The 23,205-nt window shown below is 57.6% G+C and carries 23 protein-coding genes; 4 read left to right on the top strand and 19 right to left on the bottom strand.

The annotated features are described in order from the left end of the window. Positions 1-2 precede the first annotated feature (2 nt). Complete coding sequence (locus RA28_RS06825; RefSeq protein ID WP_039524912.1) at positions 3-683, bottom strand: GntR family transcriptional regulator; 681 nt, start codon at positions 681-683, stop codon at positions 3-5. Between the two features lie 200 nt (positions 684-883). Between RA28_RS06825 and RA28_RS06820 the strand changes: the two genes are divergently transcribed. After that, positions 884-1,825 (top strand): AbrB family transcriptional regulator, encoded by a 942-nt coding sequence (locus RA28_RS06820; RefSeq protein ID WP_446737312.1) that lies wholly within the window; start codon positions 884-886, stop codon positions 1,823-1,825. On the opposite strand, the gene RA28_RS06815 is transcribed toward RA28_RS06820, so the two are convergent. From RA28_RS06815 to RA28_RS06790, 6 genes are all read right to left on the bottom strand, one after another. Then, positions 1,794-2,774 (bottom strand): D-2-hydroxyacid dehydrogenase family protein, encoded by a 981-nt coding sequence (locus RA28_RS06815; RefSeq protein ID WP_039524908.1) that lies wholly within the window; start codon positions 2,772-2,774, stop codon positions 1,794-1,796. The two genes, RA28_RS06820 and RA28_RS06815, sit on opposite strands and share 32 nt — an antisense overlap. Further along, complete coding sequence (locus RA28_RS06810) at positions 2,771-3,007, bottom strand: hypothetical protein (RefSeq protein WP_039524905.1); 237 nt, start codon at positions 3,005-3,007, stop codon at positions 2,771-2,773. Before RA28_RS06810 ends, RA28_RS06815 begins: the two co-directional genes overlap by 4 nt. Before the next feature lie 51 nt (positions 3,008-3,058). After that, the gene (locus tag RA28_RS06805; RefSeq protein WP_039524902.1) at positions 3,059-4,147 is read right to left on the bottom strand and encodes a 4-oxalomesaconate tautomerase; all 1,089 of its coding nucleotides are present in this window, start codon (positions 4,145-4,147) and stop codon (positions 3,059-3,061) included. Continuing rightward, positions 4,144-5,211, bottom strand: coding sequence for an isocitrate/isopropylmalate dehydrogenase family protein (locus tag RA28_RS06800; protein WP_039524899.1), 1,068 nt, complete (start codon positions 5,209-5,211; stop codon positions 4,144-4,146). Before RA28_RS06800 ends, RA28_RS06805 begins: the two co-directional genes overlap by 4 nt. Further along, positions 5,208-7,238 (bottom strand): tripartite tricarboxylate transporter permease, encoded by a 2,031-nt coding sequence (locus RA28_RS06795; protein WP_039524895.1) that lies wholly within the window; start codon positions 7,236-7,238, stop codon positions 5,208-5,210. Before RA28_RS06795 ends, RA28_RS06800 begins: the two co-directional genes overlap by 4 nt. Positions 7,239-7,318: 80 nt before the next feature. Beyond that, positions 7,319-8,407 (bottom strand): tricarboxylate transporter, encoded by a 1,089-nt coding sequence (locus RA28_RS06790; protein ID WP_039526103.1) that lies wholly within the window; start codon positions 8,405-8,407, stop codon positions 7,319-7,321. 139 nt (positions 8,408-8,546) lie between these two features. Here RA28_RS06790 and RA28_RS06785 point away from each other — a divergent pair, with 139 nt between their 5' ends. Together RA28_RS06785 and RA28_RS06780 are read left to right on the top strand one after the other, a co-directional pair. After that, positions 8,547-9,215: a response regulator transcription factor gene (locus RA28_RS06785; protein ID WP_039524892.1), complete on the top strand. Its 669-nt coding sequence runs from the start codon at positions 8,547-8,549 to the stop codon at positions 9,213-9,215. Beyond that, positions 9,212-10,579 (top strand): sensor histidine kinase, encoded by a 1,368-nt coding sequence (locus RA28_RS06780; RefSeq protein ID WP_241481076.1) that lies wholly within the window; start codon positions 9,212-9,214, stop codon positions 10,577-10,579. Before RA28_RS06785 ends, RA28_RS06780 begins: the two co-directional genes overlap by 4 nt. 80 nt (positions 10,580-10,659) lie before the next feature. Here RA28_RS06780 and RA28_RS06775 read toward each other — a convergent pair whose 3' ends face one another. From RA28_RS06775 to RA28_RS06760, 4 genes are read right to left on the bottom strand one after another with little or no spacing between them, the layout of a single operon-like run. Beyond that, the gene (locus RA28_RS06775) at positions 10,660-11,430 is read right to left on the bottom strand and encodes an SDR family NAD(P)-dependent oxidoreductase (RefSeq protein ID WP_039524889.1); all 771 of its coding nucleotides are present in this window, start codon (positions 11,428-11,430) and stop codon (positions 10,660-10,662) included. After that, entirely contained in the window at positions 11,427-12,365 is a 939-nt protein-coding gene (locus tag RA28_RS06770) for an SDR family oxidoreductase (protein WP_039524886.1), read from the bottom strand. Before RA28_RS06770 ends, RA28_RS06775 begins: the two co-directional genes overlap by 4 nt. Then, entirely contained in the window at positions 12,362-13,264 is a 903-nt protein-coding gene (locus RA28_RS06765) for a bile acid:sodium symporter family protein (RefSeq protein ID WP_039524885.1), read from the bottom strand. The genes RA28_RS06770 and RA28_RS06765 overlap by 4 nt, the downstream gene beginning before the upstream one ends. Further along, a complete protein-coding gene (locus RA28_RS06760) occupies positions 13,261-14,616 on the bottom strand; it encodes a flavin-containing monooxygenase (RefSeq protein WP_052261352.1) in 1,356 nt (451 codons plus the stop codon). Before RA28_RS06760 ends, RA28_RS06765 begins: the two co-directional genes overlap by 4 nt. A 68-nt stretch (positions 14,617-14,684) precedes the next feature. On the opposite strand from RA28_RS06760, the gene RA28_RS06755 reads away from it, so the two are divergent. Continuing rightward, positions 14,685-15,353, top strand: a complete 669-nt coding sequence (locus tag RA28_RS06755) for a TetR/AcrR family transcriptional regulator (RefSeq protein WP_052261314.1) — start codon at positions 14,685-14,687, stop codon at positions 15,351-15,353. Between the two features lie 322 nt (positions 15,354-15,675). Here the strand turns inward: RA28_RS06755 and RA28_RS06750 are convergent, their stop codons facing one another. From RA28_RS06750 to RA28_RS06715, 8 genes are read right to left on the bottom strand one after another with little or no spacing between them, the layout of a single operon-like run. After that, positions 15,676-16,506: a 3-keto-5-aminohexanoate cleavage protein gene (locus RA28_RS06750; RefSeq protein ID WP_039524879.1), complete on the bottom strand. Its 831-nt coding sequence runs from the start codon at positions 16,504-16,506 to the stop codon at positions 15,676-15,678. A 1-nt stretch (position 16,507) separates the two neighbouring features. Then, positions 16,508-17,392: an intradiol ring-cleavage dioxygenase gene (locus tag RA28_RS06745; RefSeq protein ID WP_039524877.1), complete on the bottom strand. Its 885-nt coding sequence runs from the start codon at positions 17,390-17,392 to the stop codon at positions 16,508-16,510. A gap of 39 nt (positions 17,393-17,431) precedes the next feature. Then, the gene (locus tag RA28_RS06740; RefSeq protein ID WP_039524874.1) at positions 17,432-19,189 is read right to left on the bottom strand and encodes an FAD-dependent oxidoreductase; all 1,758 of its coding nucleotides are present in this window, start codon (positions 19,187-19,189) and stop codon (positions 17,432-17,434) included. Between the two features lie 36 nt (positions 19,190-19,225). Next, entirely contained in the window at positions 19,226-19,816 is a 591-nt protein-coding gene (locus RA28_RS06735; RefSeq protein ID WP_039524871.1) for a VOC family protein, read from the bottom strand. A gap of 3 nt (positions 19,817-19,819) precedes the next feature. Further along, the gene (locus RA28_RS06730) at positions 19,820-20,887 is read right to left on the bottom strand and encodes a branched-chain amino acid ABC transporter permease (RefSeq protein ID WP_152612028.1); all 1,068 of its coding nucleotides are present in this window, start codon (positions 20,885-20,887) and stop codon (positions 19,820-19,822) included. Then, positions 20,887-21,750 carry a branched-chain amino acid ABC transporter permease gene (locus RA28_RS06725; protein WP_039524870.1) on the bottom strand — a complete coding sequence of 288 codons (864 nt, stop codon included), beginning with the start codon at positions 21,748-21,750 and terminating at the stop codon, positions 20,887-20,889. The genes RA28_RS06730 and RA28_RS06725 overlap by 1 nt, the downstream gene beginning before the upstream one ends. Further along, a complete protein-coding gene (locus RA28_RS06720; RefSeq protein WP_039524867.1) occupies positions 21,747-22,457 on the bottom strand; it encodes an ABC transporter ATP-binding protein in 711 nt (236 codons plus the stop codon). The genes RA28_RS06725 and RA28_RS06720 overlap by 4 nt, the downstream gene beginning before the upstream one ends. Continuing rightward, positions 22,457-23,176 (bottom strand): ABC transporter ATP-binding protein, encoded by a 720-nt coding sequence (locus RA28_RS06715; RefSeq protein WP_039524865.1) that lies wholly within the window; start codon positions 23,174-23,176, stop codon positions 22,457-22,459. Before RA28_RS06715 ends, RA28_RS06720 begins: the two co-directional genes overlap by 1 nt. Positions 23,177-23,205: the final 29 nt, after the last annotated feature.

Raw genomic sequence — 23,205 nt, 5'->3', positions numbered from 1 at the left:
TCCTATTGGTTTTCATCAATTGAGCGGTCGCGTTCCTGCAGCGCACGGATGCGCATCCGCTGGGCGGCCTGAATATGGGCACGCATCTCTGTCTCGGCCGCTGCGCCATCCCGCGATTTCAAGGCCGCCAGAACACGCCGATGTTCGGCAACGGCTGCCTCGGCCCGATCGCTGTCGTAGAGTTGCGACGGCCCCAGTATCAGCAGGGCCTTTTGCAGCGACAGCATCGATTTGGCCAAAAAACGGTTCTTGGCAGCGTCCAGAAGCGTGGCGTGAAAGATGCGGTTGATCCGGGCCGCATCCGGGCCGGTGCCCGCCTCTGACAGCCTCTCGTTCAGAACTTCAAGCTCATCCAGCTCGATATCCGATGCCGCCCGCGCAGCAAGCCGTGCGGCCGTGCCTTCCAGCACGGCGCGCATTTCATAAAGTTCCATCACCTCGGCATAGTCGAGGCTTCGGACCGTCGCGCCCTGCCTTGGAACATGCGTGACCAACCCGTCTGCCTCAAGCTGGCGGATCGCTTCGCGTACCGGCGTTCGGCTGACGCCCAAACGCTCGGATAGCTCGGTTTCCCGCAGCCGATCACCGGGAAGAAGCGCCCCTTCGCGAATCTCATCCAACAGACGCTGATACGCTGAATTGCCTTGGGGGCCGGGTTTTAACGGGTCGTCCAGCATGGTCATAAAGCACACTCTTGCATATTGCGTCCAGTTGTATACATTTGGATACATATCGAGTCAACGGCAATGGAAGCTAGAATTTGCCCTCTTCAGAAAACCGACCCAGCCTTCTGATCAAAAGGCTGGTCACATTTGGCATCGCAGTGCTCGGCACTTTGATTTTTTGGGTTCTGAACCTGCCTTTGCCGTTCTTATTTGGCCCCATGGCCGCTTGCCTTGTTGCGGCGTTGGCCCACGCGCCGATGGAAGGATTCGGTCAGGTTTCGGTTGCCGCCCGCACCATTCTGGGTGTCGCGGTTGGTGCGTCGATCACGCCTGCCCTCTTTTCCGAGCTTCCCAGAATGGCGGCGTCGATCATGCTGATCCCGTTTTTCATTATCCTGATTGCCCTGGTCGGCGTTCCGTTCTTTCGCAAATTTTGGGGGTTCGACGACAAAACCGCGTTCTATGCGGCTATGCCGGGCGGTCTGCAGGACATGATCATCTTTGGCACCGAGGCAGGAGCCGATCCGCGCACGCTATCTTTGATCCACGGCACCCGCGTCCTGATCATCGTAACGCTGGCCCCGCTGATTTTGACAGTGTTCTATGACGCGCAACTGACCAACCCCATCGGCGAGCCCGCCGGTGAGTTGCCGGTACACGAGCTTTTACTGATGCTAGCAGCTGCGTTTCTTGGCTGGAAAGGCGGGGAAAAGATCGGTCTGTTCGGCGCGTCGATCATTGGGCCCATGATTCTGACGGCCGGATTGTCCCTTGGGGATCTTGTGCACAGCCGCCCACCACGTGAGGCGATTCTGGTTGCACAGTTCTTTATCGGTTGCACGATCGGGGTCAAATTCGTCGGCGTAACCCTGGCCGAACTTCGTCGCGTGGTTGCGGCTGGATTTGCCTACGTAATCGTGCTTGCCTTGCTGGCGGCTGCGTTCACCGCAGTCGTCACAACGCTGGGACTGGGACACCCCCTTGAGGCGTTTCTTGCGTTTGCGCCCGGTGGTCAGGCCGAGATGACCGTACTGGCCATTGTCTCTGGCGCAGATTTGGGGTTCGTCATCACCCATCACCTCACCCGCATCGTATTGGTGATCATCGGCGCGCCGATTGCGGCCAATCTTATTTTGCGTTGGTCCAAACCTCGGGATTGATCATGTGGATCGGAGCACCGTTTGCGTAAGCGTTCACTTGATCAAAGATATCCGAAAATTGCAGGTCGAACTCGTCCTCGGTCACAAAACCGATATGCGGCGTCGCGATCAGGTTGCGGTGCGAAAGCAGCGGATCGTCTGGGTCGGTCAACGGTTCGGTGTCGAAAACATCGATTGCTGCCTTGCCGGGGCGACCGATTTCCAGCGCCTTCAGCAAAGATCCGGGCGCAATGAGACCGGCTCGTGACGTGTTCACAAACAACGATCCCGGTTGCATTTGCGCAAAGTCCGCCGCTGTGATTATCCCCGCAGTATCCGGTTTCAATCGAACGTGCACTGAAACGACATCGCAGGAAGAAAAGAAAGCGTCGCGACTTGGTGCAACTTGGACACCATCGGCCTGTGCCCGCGCGCGACCTTCTTGCGAAGACCACCACGTGACGTTCATGCCAAAGGCCTCGGCATATCCCGCGACCGCACGCGCAATACGTCCATAGCCGTAGAGCCCCAGTTGCCGCCCGCGCAATGTCTTACCCACCCCGGCCTGCCATCGTCCCGCCTTGACCGAAGCCATCTGCGTAGGCAGATCGCGCATTCCGGCCATGATCAAGGCCCAGGTCAATTCGGCCGCCGCATAGGATGGTGTTCCGCCGTGCATGTTTGAACACAGCAAAACGTCGTGGTCCGAACACGCGGCAACGTCCACATGAGGATAGACGCTGCGTTGGCTGATCAGTCTCAGGTTTGGAAGCTTTTCAAGCAAAGCGCGAGTGACTTTTGTACGTTCTCGAAACAGAACCAAAGCATCGGCGTCCTGTAGCCGATCAGCCAAGGCATCGATGTCTTCGACGTGATCCGTCCAGACCGTCACGTCATGGGCAGCAAGTTTAGCAAAGCAGGGCAGACCGCGCAGCGTGTCGAACCAGTCATCCAGAATATGAACTTTCATCGGCTTTCGATGCTCCGACCCGGCTCCAGCTTCCTTGGCGTTGGAACGAAGTTCGGAATTTCCAGCGCCGCCAAGGCGGTACGGACGCGTTCAATTTGGTCAAGTAGATGGTTGAATTGTTCGTCACATCCCGCAATCGGCGTCGGGTATTCCGCCATGTCCCGTCTCAAAGCCGCCTTTGCCAGTTTCAGTTCCTGCCGTGCGATGTCCAGGCACTCAGAATAGTCGTCCATTGTGCAACCTCAATACTGTATACGATAGTATACTCAATGAGTTTGATACGATCAACTCCCATCCCACACTGTTTTTGGCACATAGACATGACCATCCGCCAACTTACGTGCGGTACGCACCAACCCCGCTGCGTTCAGGGTGAACCCGTCATCGATGGAAAACTCTACCAACACGTCGATTTTGCCAGATGCATGTTCCAGAACGACCTCGGCGGGGCTGGTATTCGGTCTGTCGAGCAGCCCGTCGGCAATTGTCCCTGGGGTCAAAGCGCATGACGCCATGCACTGCGCGCCGGTCACAGCCATTGTCGGGTGCGTTTTCCAGGGCATGAAGTACCTGACCGCAATTGTCCCCCCTTCTCTCGCCGGTGCAAAAAGCCCGACCTTCGGGGTCACGGACTGAGAGACGTCCCCCATGCCCATCAGTTTTCCGGCTTCGATCCGAACGGCTTCCATCTGGTCAAAGAACCCGCGGTTCGCATCCAGTTCCTCGACACTTTCATAACCCGTCAAACCGAAATCGGCGGCACGGGCGATTACCATGGGCATCGCGACGTCCATGCACGTCAGCTCGATCCCTTTAACCGTGTCATGCAAGTTGCCTGTGGGCAAAAATGCGCCCGTCGAGGAACCCACGACACCTCTGAAACTCAGCTGAACCGGTGCTGCGTGTCCCGGAACCCCGGCTATTTCGGTCGCCCCGTCATAGGTCAACACCCCGCCCGGCGTTTGCACATTTGCCACGACTTGTGCGCCCGTGTTGACGGCGCGAATCCGGATTTCGGTTTCGTCACCTTTGGGCGCAATCAACCCCATCTCGATTGCGGCCGGTCCGACCCCGGACAGAATGTTCCCGCAGGTGGGTTTGAAGTCCACCAGCTTTTCCTCAACCGAGACCTGCGCAAAGAAATAGTCGATATCCGCCCAGTCATCGTCACTGACCGAGAGCATGGCAACCTTGGTCGTCACGGCGGCACCTCCGCCGATGCCGTCGATGTTCAGGGGATGACCAGACCCGACCGCCGCGATCAGCACGTCCGCCAGTGTTTCCTGATCCTCGGGCAAATCGGCCCTGCGGAAATAGGGACCTTTTGACGTCCCCCCGCGCATGAAGATGTAGGGGATTGCGGTTTGGGTCATGTCGCGCCCTCTTCAACAAGTGATGTTAGAACTTCCGTGAACTCTCGGGTCCCCAGCGTTCCCTGCAGGTCGCGTGTCCGCGTGTCAGGCGATGCCAAGGCTGCGCTTACTGAGGCGCGGATCAGGTCCGCAGCAGCGGTTTCGCCCAAATGCCGCAACAACATTTCGACCGACAAGATCAGGGAAACCGGGTTGGCCAGGTCCTGACCTGCGATATCAGGGGCCGACCCATGCTGGGCTTGCGCAACCGCATGGTGGGTTCCGAAGTTGAGCGACCCGGCCAATCCCAAACCGCCAGCAAGTTCCGAAGCAAGATCGCTCAGGATATCTCCGAACATGTTTGTGGTGATCATCACGTCGAATTGGGACGGGTCCCGGACCAGATGGGCGGCGGCGGCATCCACAAGCATTTCGTTGTAGCCGACAGACGGGAATTCGTTTGCCACGGCGCGGGCGCAGTCCAGAAACAGGCCGTCCGTCATGCGCATGACGTTTGCCTTGTGAATGACCGTCACGTGTTTGGCAGAACGGGTCGCGGCCAACTCGAACCCGGCCCTTGCGATGTTGGTGCTTGCCGAGGCGGTGACTTTCCGAAGCGCCAATGCAACTTCCGGTTCGGGCATGAACTCTCCGCCGCCGGCAAACATGTTGCGGTCGGCATAGAACCCTTCAAGGTTCTCGCGCATCACGACCAGATCAAACGCTTTGCGGGACGGCGCATCCAACCCCGGCCACGTTCTGGCCGGGCGGTGGTTGGCGAACAACGCCAATTCCTTGCGCAAAACGCCTGATGGATTGCGCCCACCTTCCTCGACCGATGGATACGCATTGTGTGATACAGGCCCGAGTATGACCCCGTCCGCGGCCTTGGCATCGTCAATAACCACCTGCGGAATGGTTGAGCCTTCGACATTCAGCGCAGCAAAGCCAATGTCTTTGCGTACGACATTCACTTTGCGTTTCAGAAAGGGGCTGGCAGCGCGCAGAACCGCCAGCGTTGCAGCCATGATTTCGGGCCCGATACCGTCCCCTTCGAGGCACAGCAGCTTCAGCTGATCGCTCATTTCAACGGCCAGGGCAGATCGACCATGCCCTGCAACAGTCCAGGCGGGAAATCGCGATTCAGCGCGCCTGCCATCACGCACATGAACCCTATGCCGCAGGCCGTCAGGATCAGCGTCATCTGCCAGCTTGAACCAGCACGAATGCGGAAGAACGCAATCAGGAACCCGATCAGGGCGAGGATAAAGCCGACTACCCAAGTGGCGGCAATCAGACCTGCAAACCATGCCAACGTTGACCACAGCCCATGTGGCGCACTGGCATCCTCTCCGGCGATTTCCTTATCGGCGAATATCGCATCGCCTTCGGGTCGCCGCATCATCTGGATCAACAGAATCACGCAACAGAACAGCGAGACGCTGCCGATCACCAACGGGATGATCTTGTCGGTCATGTTATAGTCGGGGATCATGTTGGCGTTGACCAATGCCACGATCAGATAGGCCATGATCACCAGCAGGAAGATCAGCGGCGCGCGCTTGCTGCCGGACTGCACCTCGCCTTCGGCCATGATCATCTTAGCCTGACGAATGCCCAGAATGACCGAGGCGACCGTCACCAGCAGCAGGATGATCACGATCGGGCTAAAGACATACTCCATGCCTGCGGCAAAGCTATCGCGGAACCGGAACGAGGCGATCTGGAACGCCTGGTTGGTGAACTTCTCGACCGGGTTCGACAGAACAAAGCCGATCAGGAAGGCCGGGCGCGACCAGTCGAAACGGCGCAGGAAAATGCCGATCAGGCCGATCACGAACAGGGCCAGAAGGTCTTCGAAGTTCTGACCGGACTGGAACGCGGCGAAGCTGATCAGCATGAACAGGAACGGCGCGAGATAGGTGAACCGGATTGTCGTCAGCTTGGCGATCCCGCCTGAGGCCGCGATACACAGGATCGTGCCCACAACATTGGCAAGCGCCAGCAGCCAGACAATGGAATAGGTGATGTCGAGATTGTCTTTGAGCATGCTCGGGCCAACCTCGATATCTCCGGAGCCCAGCAGCGCAACGGCACCGATGAAGATGGCCATCGAGCCTGATCCCGGGATACCGAACAGCAGAGTTGGCACAAGCCCGCCGCCCTCTTTGGCGTTGTTCGAGCTTTCGGGGCCGATCACGCCGCGCACTTCGCCCTTGCCGAATTTGCTTTTGTCTTTGGTGGATTGAACCGAATGGCCATAGGCGATCCAGTCGACAACCGAACCGCCAAGGCCGGGGATTACTCCGACCACTACACCGATGATCGAACAACGGATGGACAGCCAGATGTTTGCCGCCCAGTCTTTCACCCCGTCGAACCAGCCGGCCCCAAGGGACGCGCCTTTGGCGATGGACCGGTCCTGGCGCAGAAGCGACACGATTTCGGGGACAGCAAAAATCCCCAATCCGACGATGACCAGCTTCAAACCATCCGTCAGGTAAGGAATGTCATAGGTTGCCATGCGCAGCGATCCGCCTGCGTCAGCCTCGCCAATCGTGCCCACCATCAGGCCCAAGCCGGCAGCGGCCACACCTTTCAATGGGATGCGCCCCGCCAGAATGGCGACCATAGACAGGCCGAGGATCGTGATCATCAGCATCTCGGGCAAGCCAAAGGCCAGAACGATGGGCCGCGCGACCAGTATGAACATCGTCAGGAACGTCGCACCAACCAGTCCGCCAAACAGGGATGATGCGAACGCCGCCGATAACGCGCGTGCGGCTTCGCCGTTTTTGGCCATCGGGAAGCCGTCCAACACCGTCGCCTGTGATGCGGAACTGCCGGGTATGCCCATCAGGACCGAGGCAAACGTATCGGATGTCGGGACCACGGCAACCATCCCGATCATCAGTGCCAGACCCAGGATCGGGTCCATTCCAAACATGAAAGGCAGCAGCAGGGACAAGCCGGCAATTCCACCCAGCCCCGGAAAAACACCCACGGCCAGCCCCATGACAACGCCGAGAATAAGATAACCCAGAACAATAGGTTGCAGGATCAGACCCCACGCATCGCTGAGCGCAGGAAGAGCTGTGGCGAAAACCTCCATAGCGGCCGCCTTTCATTCAAATTTGCGTAAAACAGAAGGCGCGCACCCGGTTCGCAGGGCGCGCGCCAAGAGGTGTGCGCTTAGTTCAGCTCGACACCGTAGGAGTCTTTGAGCCAGTTCAGCACATATTGCTTGGCGTTGTCGTCAACACTGGTCGCGGTTTGCAGGGCCGATTTGGAGCCATCGCCAACAAACACCGGGTACTTGCCGACGCGCTTGGAGGAAATTTCGCCAAAGTCAGCACGTTCAGTCACAGCCTGGAACGCCGCTGTGTAGGCATCGACAACCTCCTGCGGTGTATCACCGGGCAGGAAGGCCAGTTTCTGAACCGGGAAGCCCGCAACAAAGAAGGCTTTCCAAGCGTCCCATGCTTCGCCACTGGTTTCACAGCCATCGGTGGCTTCGCAGACCTCTTTGAAGGTTGGGATGTCCGGGAAGGTTGGGTCACGTACGATGTTGCCATCGGCGTCCAGCGCACCCCAGGTCATCATTGGCACAGCCTGACCCGCTTCGACCAAGGGGGCCGAACCGCCCAGATAGCCCGAGGACGTCTGGTAATCGATATTGGCCTCGCCACGTTCAAACATCAGACGACCGTCGCCGCGACCCTTGATGCCAAAAACGGGTTCAACATTCATGCCCAGCATTTGCCACGCAAGCAGCGGCACAAGGTCCAGACGGGTCGCACCCTGCGAGCCATAGATGAAGTTGGTGTCTTTCAGCGCATTGGCCGAGCCATCGAACTTGGCACCATCCTCGGCGTTCAGATAGGCCACGCCACCGGTTCCCGAAGCCATAACGGGAATCCAGTCGTTGTATTCATAGCGCACACGCGGATCACTTAGCAGATAGGGGAACTGGGTCGAGCCCGAGGTTCCGAACAGCAACGTGCCGTCATCATGGTTTTGGTCCTGGAACCAGTTGGCACCTTTGGTTGAACCGGCACCCGGCATGAATTTCACAACGACTGTCGGTTCGCCCGGCAGCGCCTCGGACAGAAGTGGTGCAAAGAAGTTGGCCCATTTGGCCGACCCGCCCGTTTCCGAGAAGGGGATGACCCATTCGATGGTCTTGCCCGAAAAATCGACCTCGGCGGCGGCTGGTGCGGCGATACCGGCGGCGGCGATCAGCCCCACGACGGCACGACGGGTGAGTTTGGAAATGGTCATTGGTTCCTCCCTGTTGACCAAACAACCGCGATGGCGCATGCCGCACCACGCGATTGCAAAATAGAACTGCGGGGTTGATTCCCCCTCCCATCTGGCAATCATGAAGGGCCAACCTTGCGCGAAACTTGCAGGAGACCGGATGCGGATCGTCATCGTCGAGGATAACGAAACCCTTGCCAACGCCATTGCCTACCGCTTGCGTGACCGCGGCCATTCGGCGGATGTGCTGGTCGACGGCGACGCTGCCGATCTTTACCTCGTGCAGGAAGGTGCCGATCTTGTGGTTTTGGACATCAACCTTCCGGGCAAGTCGGGTTTGGATATCCTGAAGGCGCTTCGGGGTCGCGGAGACGGCGTGCCCGTCATTCTTTTGACGGCGCGGACAGAGACCAGCGACCGGGTCTCCGGGTTGGATATGGGTGCTGATGACTACTTGGTAAAACCCTTTGAGATGGACGAGTTGGAGGCCCGTATCCGGGCACTTTCGCGTCGCAAACAACTTGACTACGGCGCGCAGGAAACCATCGGTGATCTGGAATTCGACCGCGCCTCCCGACAGGTGAGTGTCAAAGGCGAAGTTTTGGAGGTTCCGCGGCGCGAACTGGCCGTTCTTGAATGTCTGCTCGAGCGTCGCGGGCGGATCGTTCCCAAGAACCAGTTGACGGACTATGTCTACGGTGTCGGCGCCGATGTCGAGGCCTCGGCCGTCGAACCACATGTCTCTCGCCTGCGTAAGCGGCTTCAGAACCTGGGCATCAGGATTAAAACAGCCCGCGGCCTTGGGTATTTGCTTGAGGTTGTTAAGTGATCAAGTATCGATCACTCAGGCTGAGGCTGTTCATTCTGATCCTGACGCCTTTGGTATTGCTCGCCGTTGTGCTTGGGGTTTGGCGTTTCACGGTTGCACAGCAAACGGCGCAGGAATTGTTTGATGACAGCCTGTTGTCGGCTGGTCTTGCGATTTCACGCGATGTTGCGATCTCGGACGGCGACGCGCTGTTGCCCTCAACACGAAACATGATCCGCGAGGCGTCAGGCGGTGAGGTTTTCTATCACGTCACCGGCCCGGGCGGAATTTACGTGACCGGATACGCCTACCCGCCGACATCTGCTGCGACAGGCGACAATGACCCGTACCAGCCGTTTTTTTTCGAAGCCGTTTACCGCGACGAGCCCGTACGCGTTCTCAGGATGACCGAACGTGTCACGCTGGATAACCTCGTCGGGGACGCCACGGTCACGGCGTGGCAGCTCATGGCTGACCGAAATGCCTTTGCGAATGAGCTGTCGGTTCGCGCCGCCGTCTTGATGGGTATTTTGATGGCAACACTTGCCTTTGTCGTCTGGTTCGGTGTTGCGCGGGGTCTCAGGCCGTTGCTGGACTTGCAGGATGCGATTGATCTGCGTTCGCCCGACGACCTGAGTCAGATCAAGCGCGCTGTTCCCGCCGAGGTTCAAGGTGTTGTGCAAACGCTGAACAGGCTTTTTGGGCAGGTGGAGCACAGCATAAACGCCCACCAAACCTTTATTTCCGAGGCCGCGCACCAACTGCGCAACCCGGCAGCTGCGGTCCAATCCATGGCCGAGGCACTTCGGGATGCCAAAACGGATGATACGCGGGACCAGCGCATCGCAGAACTGGTGACCGCCGCCAAAAACTCGGCAACGGTGGCGGAACAATTGCTGTCCCTGGAACGCCTCCGGCATCCGACACATCGCGATCAGATGGAGAAAATCGATTTCCGGTCAGTTGTGGAAGAGGCGTGCGCAGAGATGGGCGTGCACATCCTTGCAAAAGGTCTCGATTTTGACGTTTCGATGCCAGACACGGACATCCCGGTCTTGGGCGATCGGGTGTTTTTGATCGAAGCCATCAAGAACCTTTTGGACAATGCACTAAAACACGGCGGCGACACGCTAAGCCGAATATCCGTGGAACTGGCATGCGAAAAAGCATCGGCGACCTTGACGATTGCAGATGACGGCGCCGGGCTTGCCCCGGATCAACAAGACGCAGCGTTCGGAAGGTTTTCTCAATTGGAGCACTCTGAAGGCAGCGGATTGGGGTTGTCGATCGTTTCCGCCGTGGCAGAGCGTCACCGGGGCCAAATTTCAATCGAGCCCGCCAAGAAAGGGGCGCGTTTGACGCTCAAACTGCCAATCGCAGTCTGAGCCCTTGCGACAGGGCAACGCAAGTCTTTGCGAGTCATGGGCTTGGCCCCATCTAGGCTGTCGTTCAACCATCTGCCGGATCAGTTCTTTCCGATCGTGCGCATCATCTGGCGGAAATAGAGTTTCGGAGCCAGGCGGTTCAAAACGCTCGACAGCGCCGCGATGCGCCCCACTGGAACGAAGTCTTTTTGCTTTTCATAGCCACGCAATATGACGCGCGCGGCGTCTTGCGGCTCCATGTAGTCAACGCCATCAGCGGCAGAGCCGGGCCGCACGAAACCGGTTTGGTTCGCCTCGGATCGGCCGATATTTGTTGCGACAAACGAGGGCGCTGCGATCACCACCCGAACGCCATGCTCCAGTTCCTCTGCCCGCAGCGATTTGAAGAACCCTTCCAGCGCATGTTTGCTGGCAGCATAAGCCGTGCGATGAAACAAAGGCGCGAACCCGGCCACGGAAGATACCGCAAGATGCGTGCCGTTCGAGGCCCTGAGCGGCAAAAGGAAGTGCTTTGCGCATTCAACGGCCGCGAAATAGTTTATGTCGAACAGGCCGCGGTGCGTCTGCATATCGCTGTCCGCGAATGCCGAAATCTGCGAGACGCCTGCGTTGTAAATCACCAGATCGATGGACGGTCTGTCGCTTGAGATGGCGGCGCAGGTTTTGGCGCATTGATCCGGAACAGTCAGATCGCAGGGGTAAACACTCACGGCATCTTCGCTTGCCAAAGCCTCGAGTTCTGGACCCGGAAGATCAATCAACGCTGTGTGCCAACCTCGCTCGCGCAGGATTAAAGAAAGCGCCTGACCTAACCCGCCCGCACCGCCGGTAATGACTGCGGTTCGCTTCATCGCACACTCTCCCACCAGCGTTGAAACGCTTCTGCACTGGTGTTTTTGGGTTGGTAGCCAAAGTCTGTTTTGAGCGCCGTGTTGTCGAGGACAGGCCGATACTGCAGAAATCGCAGCTGCTCGGGACCGTATCGCGTCAAACCAACAGGGCGCGCAATCGTCAGGGCTGCCCTGACCAGACCGGGTGGCACCCAGCGAACGCTTTTGCCCATCGCGTCTGCGATTTGCGCGATGGTAAGCGCACCATCACCCGCAACGTTGAAGATCCCCGCCGGCCCATCCGTCGCGGCCCGCACCAGAATTTCGGCAAGGTCCTGATCCCATATGAAAACGAACGGACTGTCACAGCCTTTCAATCCCAGCAATCTGGGTTTGTGAAACAACGCAGTGATCTGGTTCTCGATATGCTCACCCAGCACGGTGCCGACACGTAACACAACCTGCTCCAGATCCGGCGCCGCTTGTCGGGCATCTGCCAGCATTTCTTCGACCAGACGTTTGTGCCACGCGTAAGCAAACTCCTGATTGCCGCGGATCGCGTCAGCCTCGTTCAAAGGGACGGGATTGTCCGCATGATATCCGTACGCCGCCCCGGATGAGGTGACGACCAGCCGCCGCACCCCGGCACAAATAGATGCGCCGAGGACATTGCGCGTGCCTTCGACGTCGACCTGATACTCGATCTCGCGCGTCGAATTGGGTCCGGGTGTTACGACCGAAGCGAGGTGCACAACCGTCTGAGGACGTATTTCGCCAATAACCGTCTGCGGATCATCGCCCGTCACGTCCATTCTGACAAACCGGGCGTTTCCGGGCAATCTTGATGGTTCACGCAAATCGGTCGCGACGACGTCGATATCAGGTCGGTTCTTCAGGTCTTCAAGCAGCGCCGATCCAACCGCGCCTGCTGCGCCTGTGATCAGAATTCTGTTCATTCCGGAACCTCTCGCCTTGCGAAGAAACCGGACAGCGCAAGCCCTGAGATTGCGTGCCAGATGCCCCACAACGCTGCCGCGACAGCCATCCCGCCCAACCCGCCGAAAAAGGCGAAGATCAGTATCAGCCCGAGGCCAGAGTTCTGGATGCCTGTTTCGATGGTAACCGACCTGCGGTCCCGCTCGGACAAGCCAGCCAAGGTGGCTGTGACATACCCACCCAGAAACGCCAGCGTGTTGTGGATTACAACCAGCCCGATGATTGCCCCCGCAAAGCGCAGAAAATTGGCCCAGTTTGCGGCAAGCGCCAGTACAATGAATGCAATGAAGATGGCCATCGACAGCCATTGCATTGGCCTGCGTATGCGGTCCGCAAAGGGTGTGAATCGCGCGTTGACAATCATTCCCAGAATAAGCGGAAGGATCAGCATAAAACCGACCGTTATTGCGACTGCGACCGGATCGATTTGGGTGCGCTGCAAGATTTCGCGCGTCGGACCATAGAGATTGCCCCAAAATGCGATGTTCGCAGGAGTGATGACAATAGCCGCAACCGTCGCGAACGCGGTCATGGAAACGGACAGCGCCACGTTACCCCCTGCCCGATGTGTCATGAAGTTCGAGATATTTCCACCGGGACACGCAGCGACCAGAATGAGGCCCATAGCAACAGATGGCATTGGTTTCAGAGCGACAATCATCAAAAACGTCAGCGCCGGAAGCACCAAAAACTGAGACACCAACCCTATGACCAAAGGTTTCGGCCCACGCGCGACACGCCTGAAATCGTCCAGCCGCAGGTCCAGTGCAATCGAGAACATGACAATCGCGAGGATCGCGTTCAGAACCTTCAGATTTCCGGCGTCGAAATTCAGGACGACGTGATCAATGCCGTTCATTTTTCTGCCGCCCTAAGCGCAGCAATTTGCCCGGTGACTTCTTTGCGATAAGTCGCCTTGTCGACATAGTAAGCCATGCGCGGCAGGTCGATGTAGTTCATGCCGCCTGTCGCGCGCTCGTAGCTTTCTGATTTTGTCGACCGGATGGCTTGTGCCGCTGTATTTCCAGAACGCAACCCGGCGATGTATCTGGCAACCATCTCGGCTTGCTCGTGACGGCCTTGCCAGCCGAGACCGGCGGCTTCGACCATTCCCATGACAAACAAATCGTCTCGATCCGGATGCATGCAATTCAGGTAGAGGTGCGGTGCGGCCCCTTTCCAATTCAGCAGCGATTTGTCGATGAATGGATAGTGCAGCTTGTATCCCGTGGCGGCCAGGATCATGTCGTAGTCGGCGCTCGTGCCATCGTTGAAGTGAACGGTCTGGCCATCAAAGCGGGCGATATCCGGGCGAATTTTCAAATCACCATGCCCGGCATGGAAAAGGATCAGCGAGTTGACGACAGGATGCGACTCGTAGAGCGCGTAGTCCGGTTTAGGGAAACCGTATTTCTGGGGATCACCGACGAACCATTTCAGGATCGCCCCGTCAATCCTGCGTTTCAGCCACATGGGCAGGCGGATTTTTCCACCCATCGTGTCTGCTGGAACGCCGAATACGTATTTGGGCACAAAGTAGTATCCGCGGCGCATGGATAGGTCGCATGACACCCCGTGATGGATCGCATCGACCGCGATATCGCAGCCCGAGTTTCCGGCGCCGACGACAAGCACACGCTTTCCTGCGAATTGGGTCGGGTACCGATACTCTGACGCATGGATGAGCGGGCCGGAAAACTCACCCTTGAACTCCGGCATGTTGGGTTCCGACAAGGTGCCGTTGGCGATCAGAAGGCCCGCGAAAACCTGCGTGTGTCTGGCACCTGTCTTATCCTGCCATGTGACCGTCCAGCCGGCGTCTTCCAAAGGGGCCGCCGACAGGACTTCGGCACCGAAGTGAAAATGCTGATACAGATCGAATGCGTTCGCGAATTCCTGAAAGTACGTCTTCAATTCGCGGTGGGATGGATACTCTGCCGTTTCTTCCTTCATTGGAAAATCAGCGAATTCCGTCATTCGCTTCGACGAAATGAGGTGAGCAGTCTCGTACATTGTGGACCGCGGCGCCCCAATGTTCCACAGACCGCCCACATCATCCGCCAGTTCAAACCCCTGAAAGGGCACGCCTTGTTCGATGAGTGTTTTTGCCATCGCAAGTCCCATGGGACCTGCGCCGATCAACGCAAAACACTCCTCTGGGCGGGCCTTCGCCGTCACCGGCCTGCCCGTTCGCACCTGCCCCTGTTCCATCCGCCTCTCCTCCTGCGACATTCTTTATCTTGAACGAACGTTCTAAATAAGGCAAACTGGTTTTTGAGATGGCTCAACATGCTGTAAAAGAACGAAAAAGGGCGCCATCGCAGCGATCCGTCGCTGCGCGTGAGCGAATTCTTGATGCCGCAGAACTGGTTTTTGCCCAACGGGGATTCGAAGGTGCCTCCATTCGGGACATTGCCGAACGGGCGCAAGTCCGGAAGGCAAATGTGAACTTTCACGGTGGTCCGAAAGAGGAACTGTTCGAACGCATCGTTGCGCGCCGGGCGTCTGAACTGTCAGAGGAACGCCGCGCGGCGATCAGTTTACTGGACGCGCAAGGAAGCTGGGATGTCGGCGATCTTTTGTCGGCCTTCATGCTTCCGTTGGTCACCCGCGCGTTTGGCGGAAACCCCCAATGGCTCGCCTACGCCCGTATCGTTGCGATCGTTTCCGCCGATACACGCTGGCGTAACCTTGCCAGAACGCATTTCGACCCCGTCGCGTCGCTGGTTGTCCAAAAGCTATGCGCGCAATACCCCAAGGCCGATCCCGAACGCGTGGCTGGTGCCCTTGTTTTCTCGGTGTCGTCCATGCTGGCGCTGTGCACGTCAGATTGGCGAATTTCCACATTGGCAGGGTCGGCGGACAAAACCGACGCGAACGGTATGATCCAAAACCTTTTGACGTTTTGTAAGTCAGGGGTCGTCAGTAGTTTACATCCGGAAGAGTAAACCGACAGCTGGTGTTCAGCCAGTTACACTTGGAAAAACAGCGTAACTTAGGCGCGCGGCACCAGTTTTCTTAAAAAAACGACACCCCAAAAAATCCGAGTGTGGCAGTCTAGTTCGAAGCCCCCGAGGCCCAGATTTCGGGCCGACTAATACCCGCTTTGAAAGGCGCATCATTCACATCCGTCAAAGCCTGATATCAACCGGAGCACCAATGCGGCCATCGGCTTGGGGCTGGATTGGCGCGAAGCAACGAAATGCTTGGATTGCTTGCTCAAACTGGCAAGCTTCCACTGCATAACTCACGTACGGGTAGCGACCAAAGCTAGTGTGCCGCAAGTCCCAGGATGGCCCTGGCCTGCGCGGGCGTTGCGACGCTGCGCTCGTATTGTGCGCAGACTTCTGCTGTGCGCTTGACCAAGGCTGCATTTGAAGGCGCTAAGGTGTCTTTGTTCAATCGGACGTTATCCTCCAAACCAGTTCGGGCGTGGCCACCAGAAGATATTGCCCATTCGTTCAGAACGATCTGGTTTGCGCCTATCCCGGCAGCACACCAGGGGGCATCAGGAAACAATCTGTCGACTGTTTTGACATAGTAATCGAATACGTCTTTATCCGCCGGCATCGCGTTCTTGACGCCCATCACGAACTGAACGTAGGGCATATCCTTGATCTGCCCATTCCTGTGCATTTCACCAGCCTTCAGAATGTGACTAAGATCAAAGGCTTCCACCTCGGGCTTAACGTTGTAGTTTAACATTTCAGCCGCCAGCCATTCGACCAACTCGGGTGGGTTTTCGTAGACCCGTGTGGGGAAATTGTTCGAACCGACCGACAGCGAGGCCATATCGGGCCGCAGTGAGAGCATTCCGCCGCGCGCCTTGCCCGCCCCCGATCTTCCGCCCGTCGAGAATTGGATGATCATGCCGGGGCAGTGTTTCTCAAGCCCCTCTTTCAGTCTCGCGAACTTCTCCGGGTCACTTGATGGCGTCTCATCATCGTTTCGAACATGAGCATGGCAGATCGTGGCCCCAGCCTCGAACGCCTCGTGTGTGCTTTCGACTTGCTCGTCGACGGTTATTGGAACCGCAGGGTTATTCGCCTTGGTCGGCAGCGAGCCGGTAATAGCGACGCAGATGATGCACGGCTCTGCCATTTCATACCTCTTTGGGGGCCAGCACGAAATCGAACTCAACATCCCAATATGGCCCGTCAAAGCCAACTTCTTGGGATCGGGCGGCATCGTCAATGCGGTTGAACTCGGCAATCAGGCTTTCTTTGACGCCAAATACCGCATCCGAGTTGATGTATTGGTCATCGGGGTCGAAGATATGAGTGGTCAGGTCATCATATCCGTCCTTGGAAACGATATAGTGCAGATGCGCCGGGCGGTACGGGTGCCGACCCAGGCGTTTCAACAGATCGCCCACCGGTCCGTCATCCGGGATGGGATAGTTCTTGGGTCGGACGGCCCGGAACCAATACGTCCCGTCATCCCCGGTCGTGAAGACGCCCCGCAGGTTAAAGTCAGGCTGAATGCCTTTCTGCTGCACATCGTAGAACCCGTCGTCATTGGCTTGCCAGACGTCGATTTTCACACCCTCCAGCGGATTGCCATCCACATCGGTGACGCGGCCGCGCACGACCATGTCCTCGCCCTTTTGATCCAGGCATATATTGTGGCCCATTTGGTATTCAGGCGCGCCACCAACATGAAACGGGCCCAAAACCGTGTTTTCCGATGCTCCGGTCGGACGCCGGGAATTCACCGCATCCACCAGCATCGACACTCCAAGCACATCCGACAGAAGAATGAATTCCTGCCGCCAGTCGTCGCACATGTGACCGACCTTGGTCAGAAACATGATGGTCTCAAACCATTCTTCTTGCGTCGGCTCGATTTCCTTCACTGCTTCGTGGAGCTTGCGCGTTATCACCTCCATGACTTGTTGGAGCCTTTCGCTTTCCGCGTTTTTGTTACGCGCGGACACAACTTCGGCCGAGTTTTCTTCGGTGAAGTATCCAAATTCATGAGATTCCATTATGACCTCCTAACCTGTGCAAACTTGGTCCGATTTTGCCTATCGCGAAAGGACCGTGGTCAAGGCGCGGCGCAGTTCGGCTTCGGCATCCGCGGCCATATCCGCTGACCGCCACGCGACGTGCTGGTCGGGGCGAACAAGCAAACATCCGGTATCCGAAATCTCGGACGCCCGCGCCCAATCGCCCGTGTGATCGACATAGGTTTGACGTGGTCCGATGACATGGCAGCGGATTGGCATACCGAATTCTCGCGCAACGTTTTCAGCTGCTGCTACCCAAGCTTCACCACCGATGCCCGTCAGAACCGTGAATTCACCACGACCGCAGAGGTCTAACGTCGAATGCTTTTTGCCGGTATCATGATCAAACACCCAGACATGTGGAATGCGAGCGCCGGGCCAGGTTGTTGCCTGATAGTGCAGTTCGGCATCCCGATCGAAACCGGGATTGGGTTGGCCATCCGTTTCAATCGCACATGAGTCATAGCGTTGGTTCATTTCAACACCATGGGCATCAAACTCATATTTCTTGAAGGCAATCGCTTCGCGGATTGCCTTTCGCTGCGCCTGTGCTTCGGGAGTTGAGCCTGTGCGGGCTTCAAGATTGCTTTGCATGACCTGCGGATCAACACCTTCAGCCATTCCCAATGACTCAAAGATGGGGCCGAATTCGCCGATGGACTGGTTGGCGCGCGTGACAATCTGCTTGGCGACCGGCGCGCGTTCCTGGCTGTAGCTGTCAAGCAGGTTTTCCCCGGCATGGCCTTTGAGTACAGCGGCCAATTTCCAGGCGAGGTTAAAGCTGTCCTGGATCGATGTGTTTGACCCCAAACCATTGGATGGCGGGTGGCGATGCGCCGCGTCACCCATGATGAACACACGATCCTTTTGCATATGGGTCGCGTACATATTGTTCACGGTCCAGGTGTTGGCGCTGATCAGTTCGATCTCAAGATCGGGATCACCAACAAGCTGGCGCGCAACCTGCGTTGCCAAGGCTTCGTCGACTTCTGGGGCCGGTTGGTTGATATCGTATCCCCAGACAATCAGCCACTCGTTCCATGGGCGGACCATGCGGACCAGACCCATGCCGATGCCACCGACATTCGCACCCGGTTGCATCACCCAGTAGAGGACAGAAGGCCGATGTGCGACGTATTTACTGAGATCCGCGCGGAACAGGATGTTCATGGACCCGCCGACGCCCATCTGGCCTTCGAACGGCAAGCCCGCATGTTCCGCCACCAGGGAATTGCCGCCGTCCGCGCCGACCAGGTATTTCGACCGCACGGTGAATTCCTCACCAGACAGACGGTCAAGACAGGTTGTCGTCACGCCCTCCGCGTCCTGTTCATGGCTTATGTATTCGGTGCTCAACCTTGCCTGCGTGCCGCGACGGCAAGCTGTGCCAAACAGGATTGGCTCCATGAAGGTCTGCGGCAGATCGTTCATCATCGTGGGACTGGACAGCAGATGTTCAGCTTTGGACAACGGATGATTGCCCCAGCTTTTCATCCGTCCGATTTCCTCGCCCGCGAGGCTTTCGCAGAACACGTTCTCACCCATCAGATCCTGATGCGCTGCGTGCATATAGGCTTCGGCCTCAACCTCGTGCCCAAGATCGCGCAGCACCTCCATGGTACGCTGATTGGTGATATGCGCGCGCGGCGTATTGGCCAACCAGCGATAGCGGTTGATGACCATGTTCTCGATACCGTAACTGGAAAGCAGCGCAGCTGTTGCAGAGCCCGCCGGGCCGGTGCCGATGATCATTACATCTGTTGTGATGGTGGCCATAGTCTCGCTCCCTTATTCCTTGTCTTATTTGAGTTTTCAGGACCGTGGATCCCAAAGGCGGCCATCGTATTCGGCCTCATACGCTTTTCCGTCCGGGTAGCTGACCAGCTCAAGCTGCATCCCCCAAGGCGCAAGGAAATAGACCCAGGTTTCCCCGGCACTTGGCCCGTCGGTCATGGTCGTCGGATCGCCAAGAACCTGAATTCCCTGATCACGCAGATAACCGACCGCCGCATTCATATCCGTGGTGTAGAATGCGATATGGTGCCCGCCGATATCCGAGTTTCGGGGCAGCGTGGTATCCTGATCCGGTGCGGTGTATTCGAAGATCTCGAAATTTGCGCCATTGCCACATCGGACCAGTCGCATCGTCGGGATCTCGGCTTTGGCATCCACGTTCAGGTGATCTGCCATCCATGTGCTATCGCCACCAGAGAATGGCCCCAAGGGATAAAACACATTGCAGCCGATCACGTCCTGAAAGAATGCAACGGCCTCATCAACATTGGGAACTGTGAAACCAACATGGTCTGTGCCCGTCATGCCCGGAAGTTGACTCTTTGTATCGTCGGCAAAAACGGCTGTTCCGAGCGCAGCCAAAGTCGCTGTAAATGCGAGTGTTTTCATGGGTTAGTCCTCCGTTTTCGATTGCGCGTTGACCACAAGGCGGCGGCGCACAGGAAACAGTTGCAGTCCAGTTTTTTCTGAAATCAGCCCCCAAAGACCGCGCGGGGCGAAAAGCATGACCGCAATCCCGATCAGCCCGAGCACCATGAGGTACCAGGAGCCGTAGTCCGCCAGCAGGCTTTGCAGAATGAAGAAGATCAACACACCCAGGATCGGGCCCTCTATCGTGCCAATCCCTCCGATCACGACGATGAAGATCACGTAAGCCGTCCAATCGGTGACCGAGAATGCGGCATCTGGTGAAATCCGCACTTTCTGCACATAGATCAACGCGCCGGTCAGCCCGGTTCCTGCCGCCGAGACAAGGTAGACCAGCCACTTCATCCGCACCGCATCGACGCCCACGGATTTCGCAGCTTCGACATTGTCTCGCACTGCGGCCAGTGCCAGCCCGCGCTTGGTTCTGAGCAGCCAGTAAATGCCGGCAATCGTCATGATCACCAAGGCCAAGGCCAACCAGTATGTCAGAATATCCCGCGCGGCAGCGCTGCGTACGTCAAAGGTGGTCTGTATCCACTCGGTTGCCCACATCTCGCGCGTGGCAGTGCGTGGCAGCGAGGTTCCTGTACCACCGCCCAGAACCTTCCACTGGGCGACCAACAGGCGCATGACCTCGGCGATGACCCATGTCCCAATTGCGAAATAAGCGCCTTGCAGCCGGAAGGCAAAGAATGCGGTCGGGATGGCGACAATCAAGGCTGCGACGCCACCCAAGAGGATCGCGGGAACCGGGTCCATGCCCCACAGGATGACACCACCGAACATGGCATACGCACCCATGCCCACAAATGCTTGCTGACCCACGGAAACAAGTCCACCGTACCCCGCCAGCAGGTTCCAGAACTGCGCCAGAACCAGCATTGTGAAGATGAAGAACAGGTCCTGGATCAACCCTCTGCCAGCAAATGCCGGAAGCAGGATGAACACGATGATCAGAGCGATGCAGACGGCCCCGGCGCTGTAAGATGCGCGGGTTTGCGTCTGGACACGGTACAAAGAAGTTTCAGACATCAGTCCACCGCCCTCGGAAACAGGCCTCTGGGTTTGATCAGAAGCACGATGAGAAAGGCCAGATGGCCCGCCAGGATTTGCCATTCAGGGTTGATCGCGGCACCAACAGTCTGAGCGACACCAATGATGATGCCACCGGCAAGGGTGCCCCACAGGCTGCCGAGACCGCCGATAATCACCGCTTCGAAAGCGTAGATCAGACGGGCGGGACCAATATTGGGATCAAAATTTGCGCGCATCCCAAGATAGAGCGCGGCCAATGTCACAACCAGCATCGCGATTGCAGTCGCCGTGGCAAAGATACGCTCGGGGCGGATACCCATCAGACCAGCAGTGACCGCATCGTCGGATGTCGCCCGGAATGCACGCCCGAGTTCAGTGCGATAGAACAGCTGGTTCAAACCGACAATCACAAGGATTGCCGAGGCAAAGGTCAACAAGGGAAGCACACCAAGGTTCAAGCCCAACATCTGAACCGATGCTGTCGTGATTTCACCAGACGACAGGCGCTGGCTATCGGCCGAGAACCCTTCGAGCAGCGCGTTTTGCAACACAACAGACAGGCCAAACGTAACAAGCAGCGGCGGCAGGATATCCGGCCCCAGAACCCGGTTCAGCACGTGGCGCTGCAGGGCCCACCCGACCCCGAACATAATCGGCGCGGCTATAACCGCAGCCACGAACGGCGACAAGCCTAACAAGGAGACAAGCAACAAGATCAGATAGGCTGCAAAAACGATCAGGTCGCCATGCGCCAGATTGACCAGCCTCATGATCCCGAAGACCAGGCTGAGACCGGCGGCGAACAGCGCGTAGAGGCCACCCAAAAGCACGCCCTGAATAATGGTGTCGACCCAGATCATGCGGCGGCTCCTCCGAAATAGGCATCATGGATCGCCTCGCGGCTAAGCGTGTCTGCCGGGCCTTCCAAGGTCACGCGACCTTCCATCATGCAATAGACGCGATCAGACACTTTCAGCGCCTGACCGATGTCCTGTTCCACAACGATTAGGCTGGCACCGGCGTCCTGTATTTGCGGAACGGCGGCGTAGATGTCCTTGATCACCACCGGGGCCAGACCCAGGCTGATCTCGTCGCACAGCAAAACCCGCGGGTTGCTCATCAACGCACGTCCGATGGCCACCATCTGCTGCTGACCACCGGACAGGGCAGTGCCGGGGTGGTTGCGACGCTCCTTGAGGATCGGGAACATGTCGTAAATCGTTTCCAGCGACCAATGCCCTTGGACCTTGCGGCCATAGGTTCCGATTTGCAGGTTTTCCTCGACACTTAGGGATGGGAACAATCTGCGCCCCTCGGGCACCATCGCCACGCCGCGCGCCATGATCTCGTCTGCCGTGAGATCGCCGATGGGTCTGCCATCAAACCGCACTTGATCAGACCCGTTCTTGAGAACGCCCGAGATCGACCGCATGAGGGTGGACTTCCCCGCCCCGTTTGCACCAATGATGGCGACGGTTTCTCCTTGCTCAAGCCGGATATCCACACCGAAAAGGGCTTGGAAATCGCCGTAATGCGCGGTCAGCGAATGCGTCTCTAACAGGCTCATCAGACTTCGATCCCCAGGTAGATTTCTTTGACTTCGCGGCTGTTCATGATTTCATCGGGGTCACCCAGACCGATCACCTTGCCGAAATCCAGAACCAGCAGTCTTTCGACCACTGAGGTCAGCGCATGCAGAACATGTTCGATCCAGATGATCGTCACGCCACTGGTGTGGAGGCCCTTGATCGTTTCGATGAGCGCTGTGCATTCCGCGTCGGTCAGGCCGCCTGCGATTTCATCGAGCAGCAGCAGTTTCGGATTGGTTGCCATCGCACGCGCCAGTTCCAGACGCTTTCGCTGCAAAAGCCGCAGACCTCCGGCCGGATCGTTCGCCACGTCGGCCATTTCGGTCTGTTCGAGGATACGCGCACACTCCTGCTCGACCTCATGTTCAGATTTGCCCTGCCCGTGCGTTGCAGCCACCAGCAGGTTTTCAAACACAGTCAGATGGTCAAACGGTTGCGGAATTTGGAACGAGCGCCCGATCCCCGACAGGCACCGCTGCATCGGTGGTACGTGCGTGACATCCGCACCGTCGAAGTGGATTGTGCCTGCGTCAGACATCAGATTCCCGGTGATCAGATTGAACAGCGTCGACTTTCCGGCCCCGTTGGGACCAATGATCCCAAGCGCCTGACCCGGTTCGACATCAAAGCTGACATCGTCGGTCACCGTCAGCGCACCGAAGCTTTTCGAGACGTTTTTGAGCGAAAGTATCGACATACCAAGGTTCCTGCCCCGGACGTGTTCCG

It is taken from the genome of Ruegeria sp. ANG-S4 (assembly GCF_000814005.1).
Taxonomy (GTDB): Bacteria; Pseudomonadota; Alphaproteobacteria; order Rhodobacterales; family Rhodobacteraceae; genus Ruegeria.
Note: the sequence above shows the minus strand (reverse complement) of the source record. Positions and strands in the feature narration are given on the sequence as shown.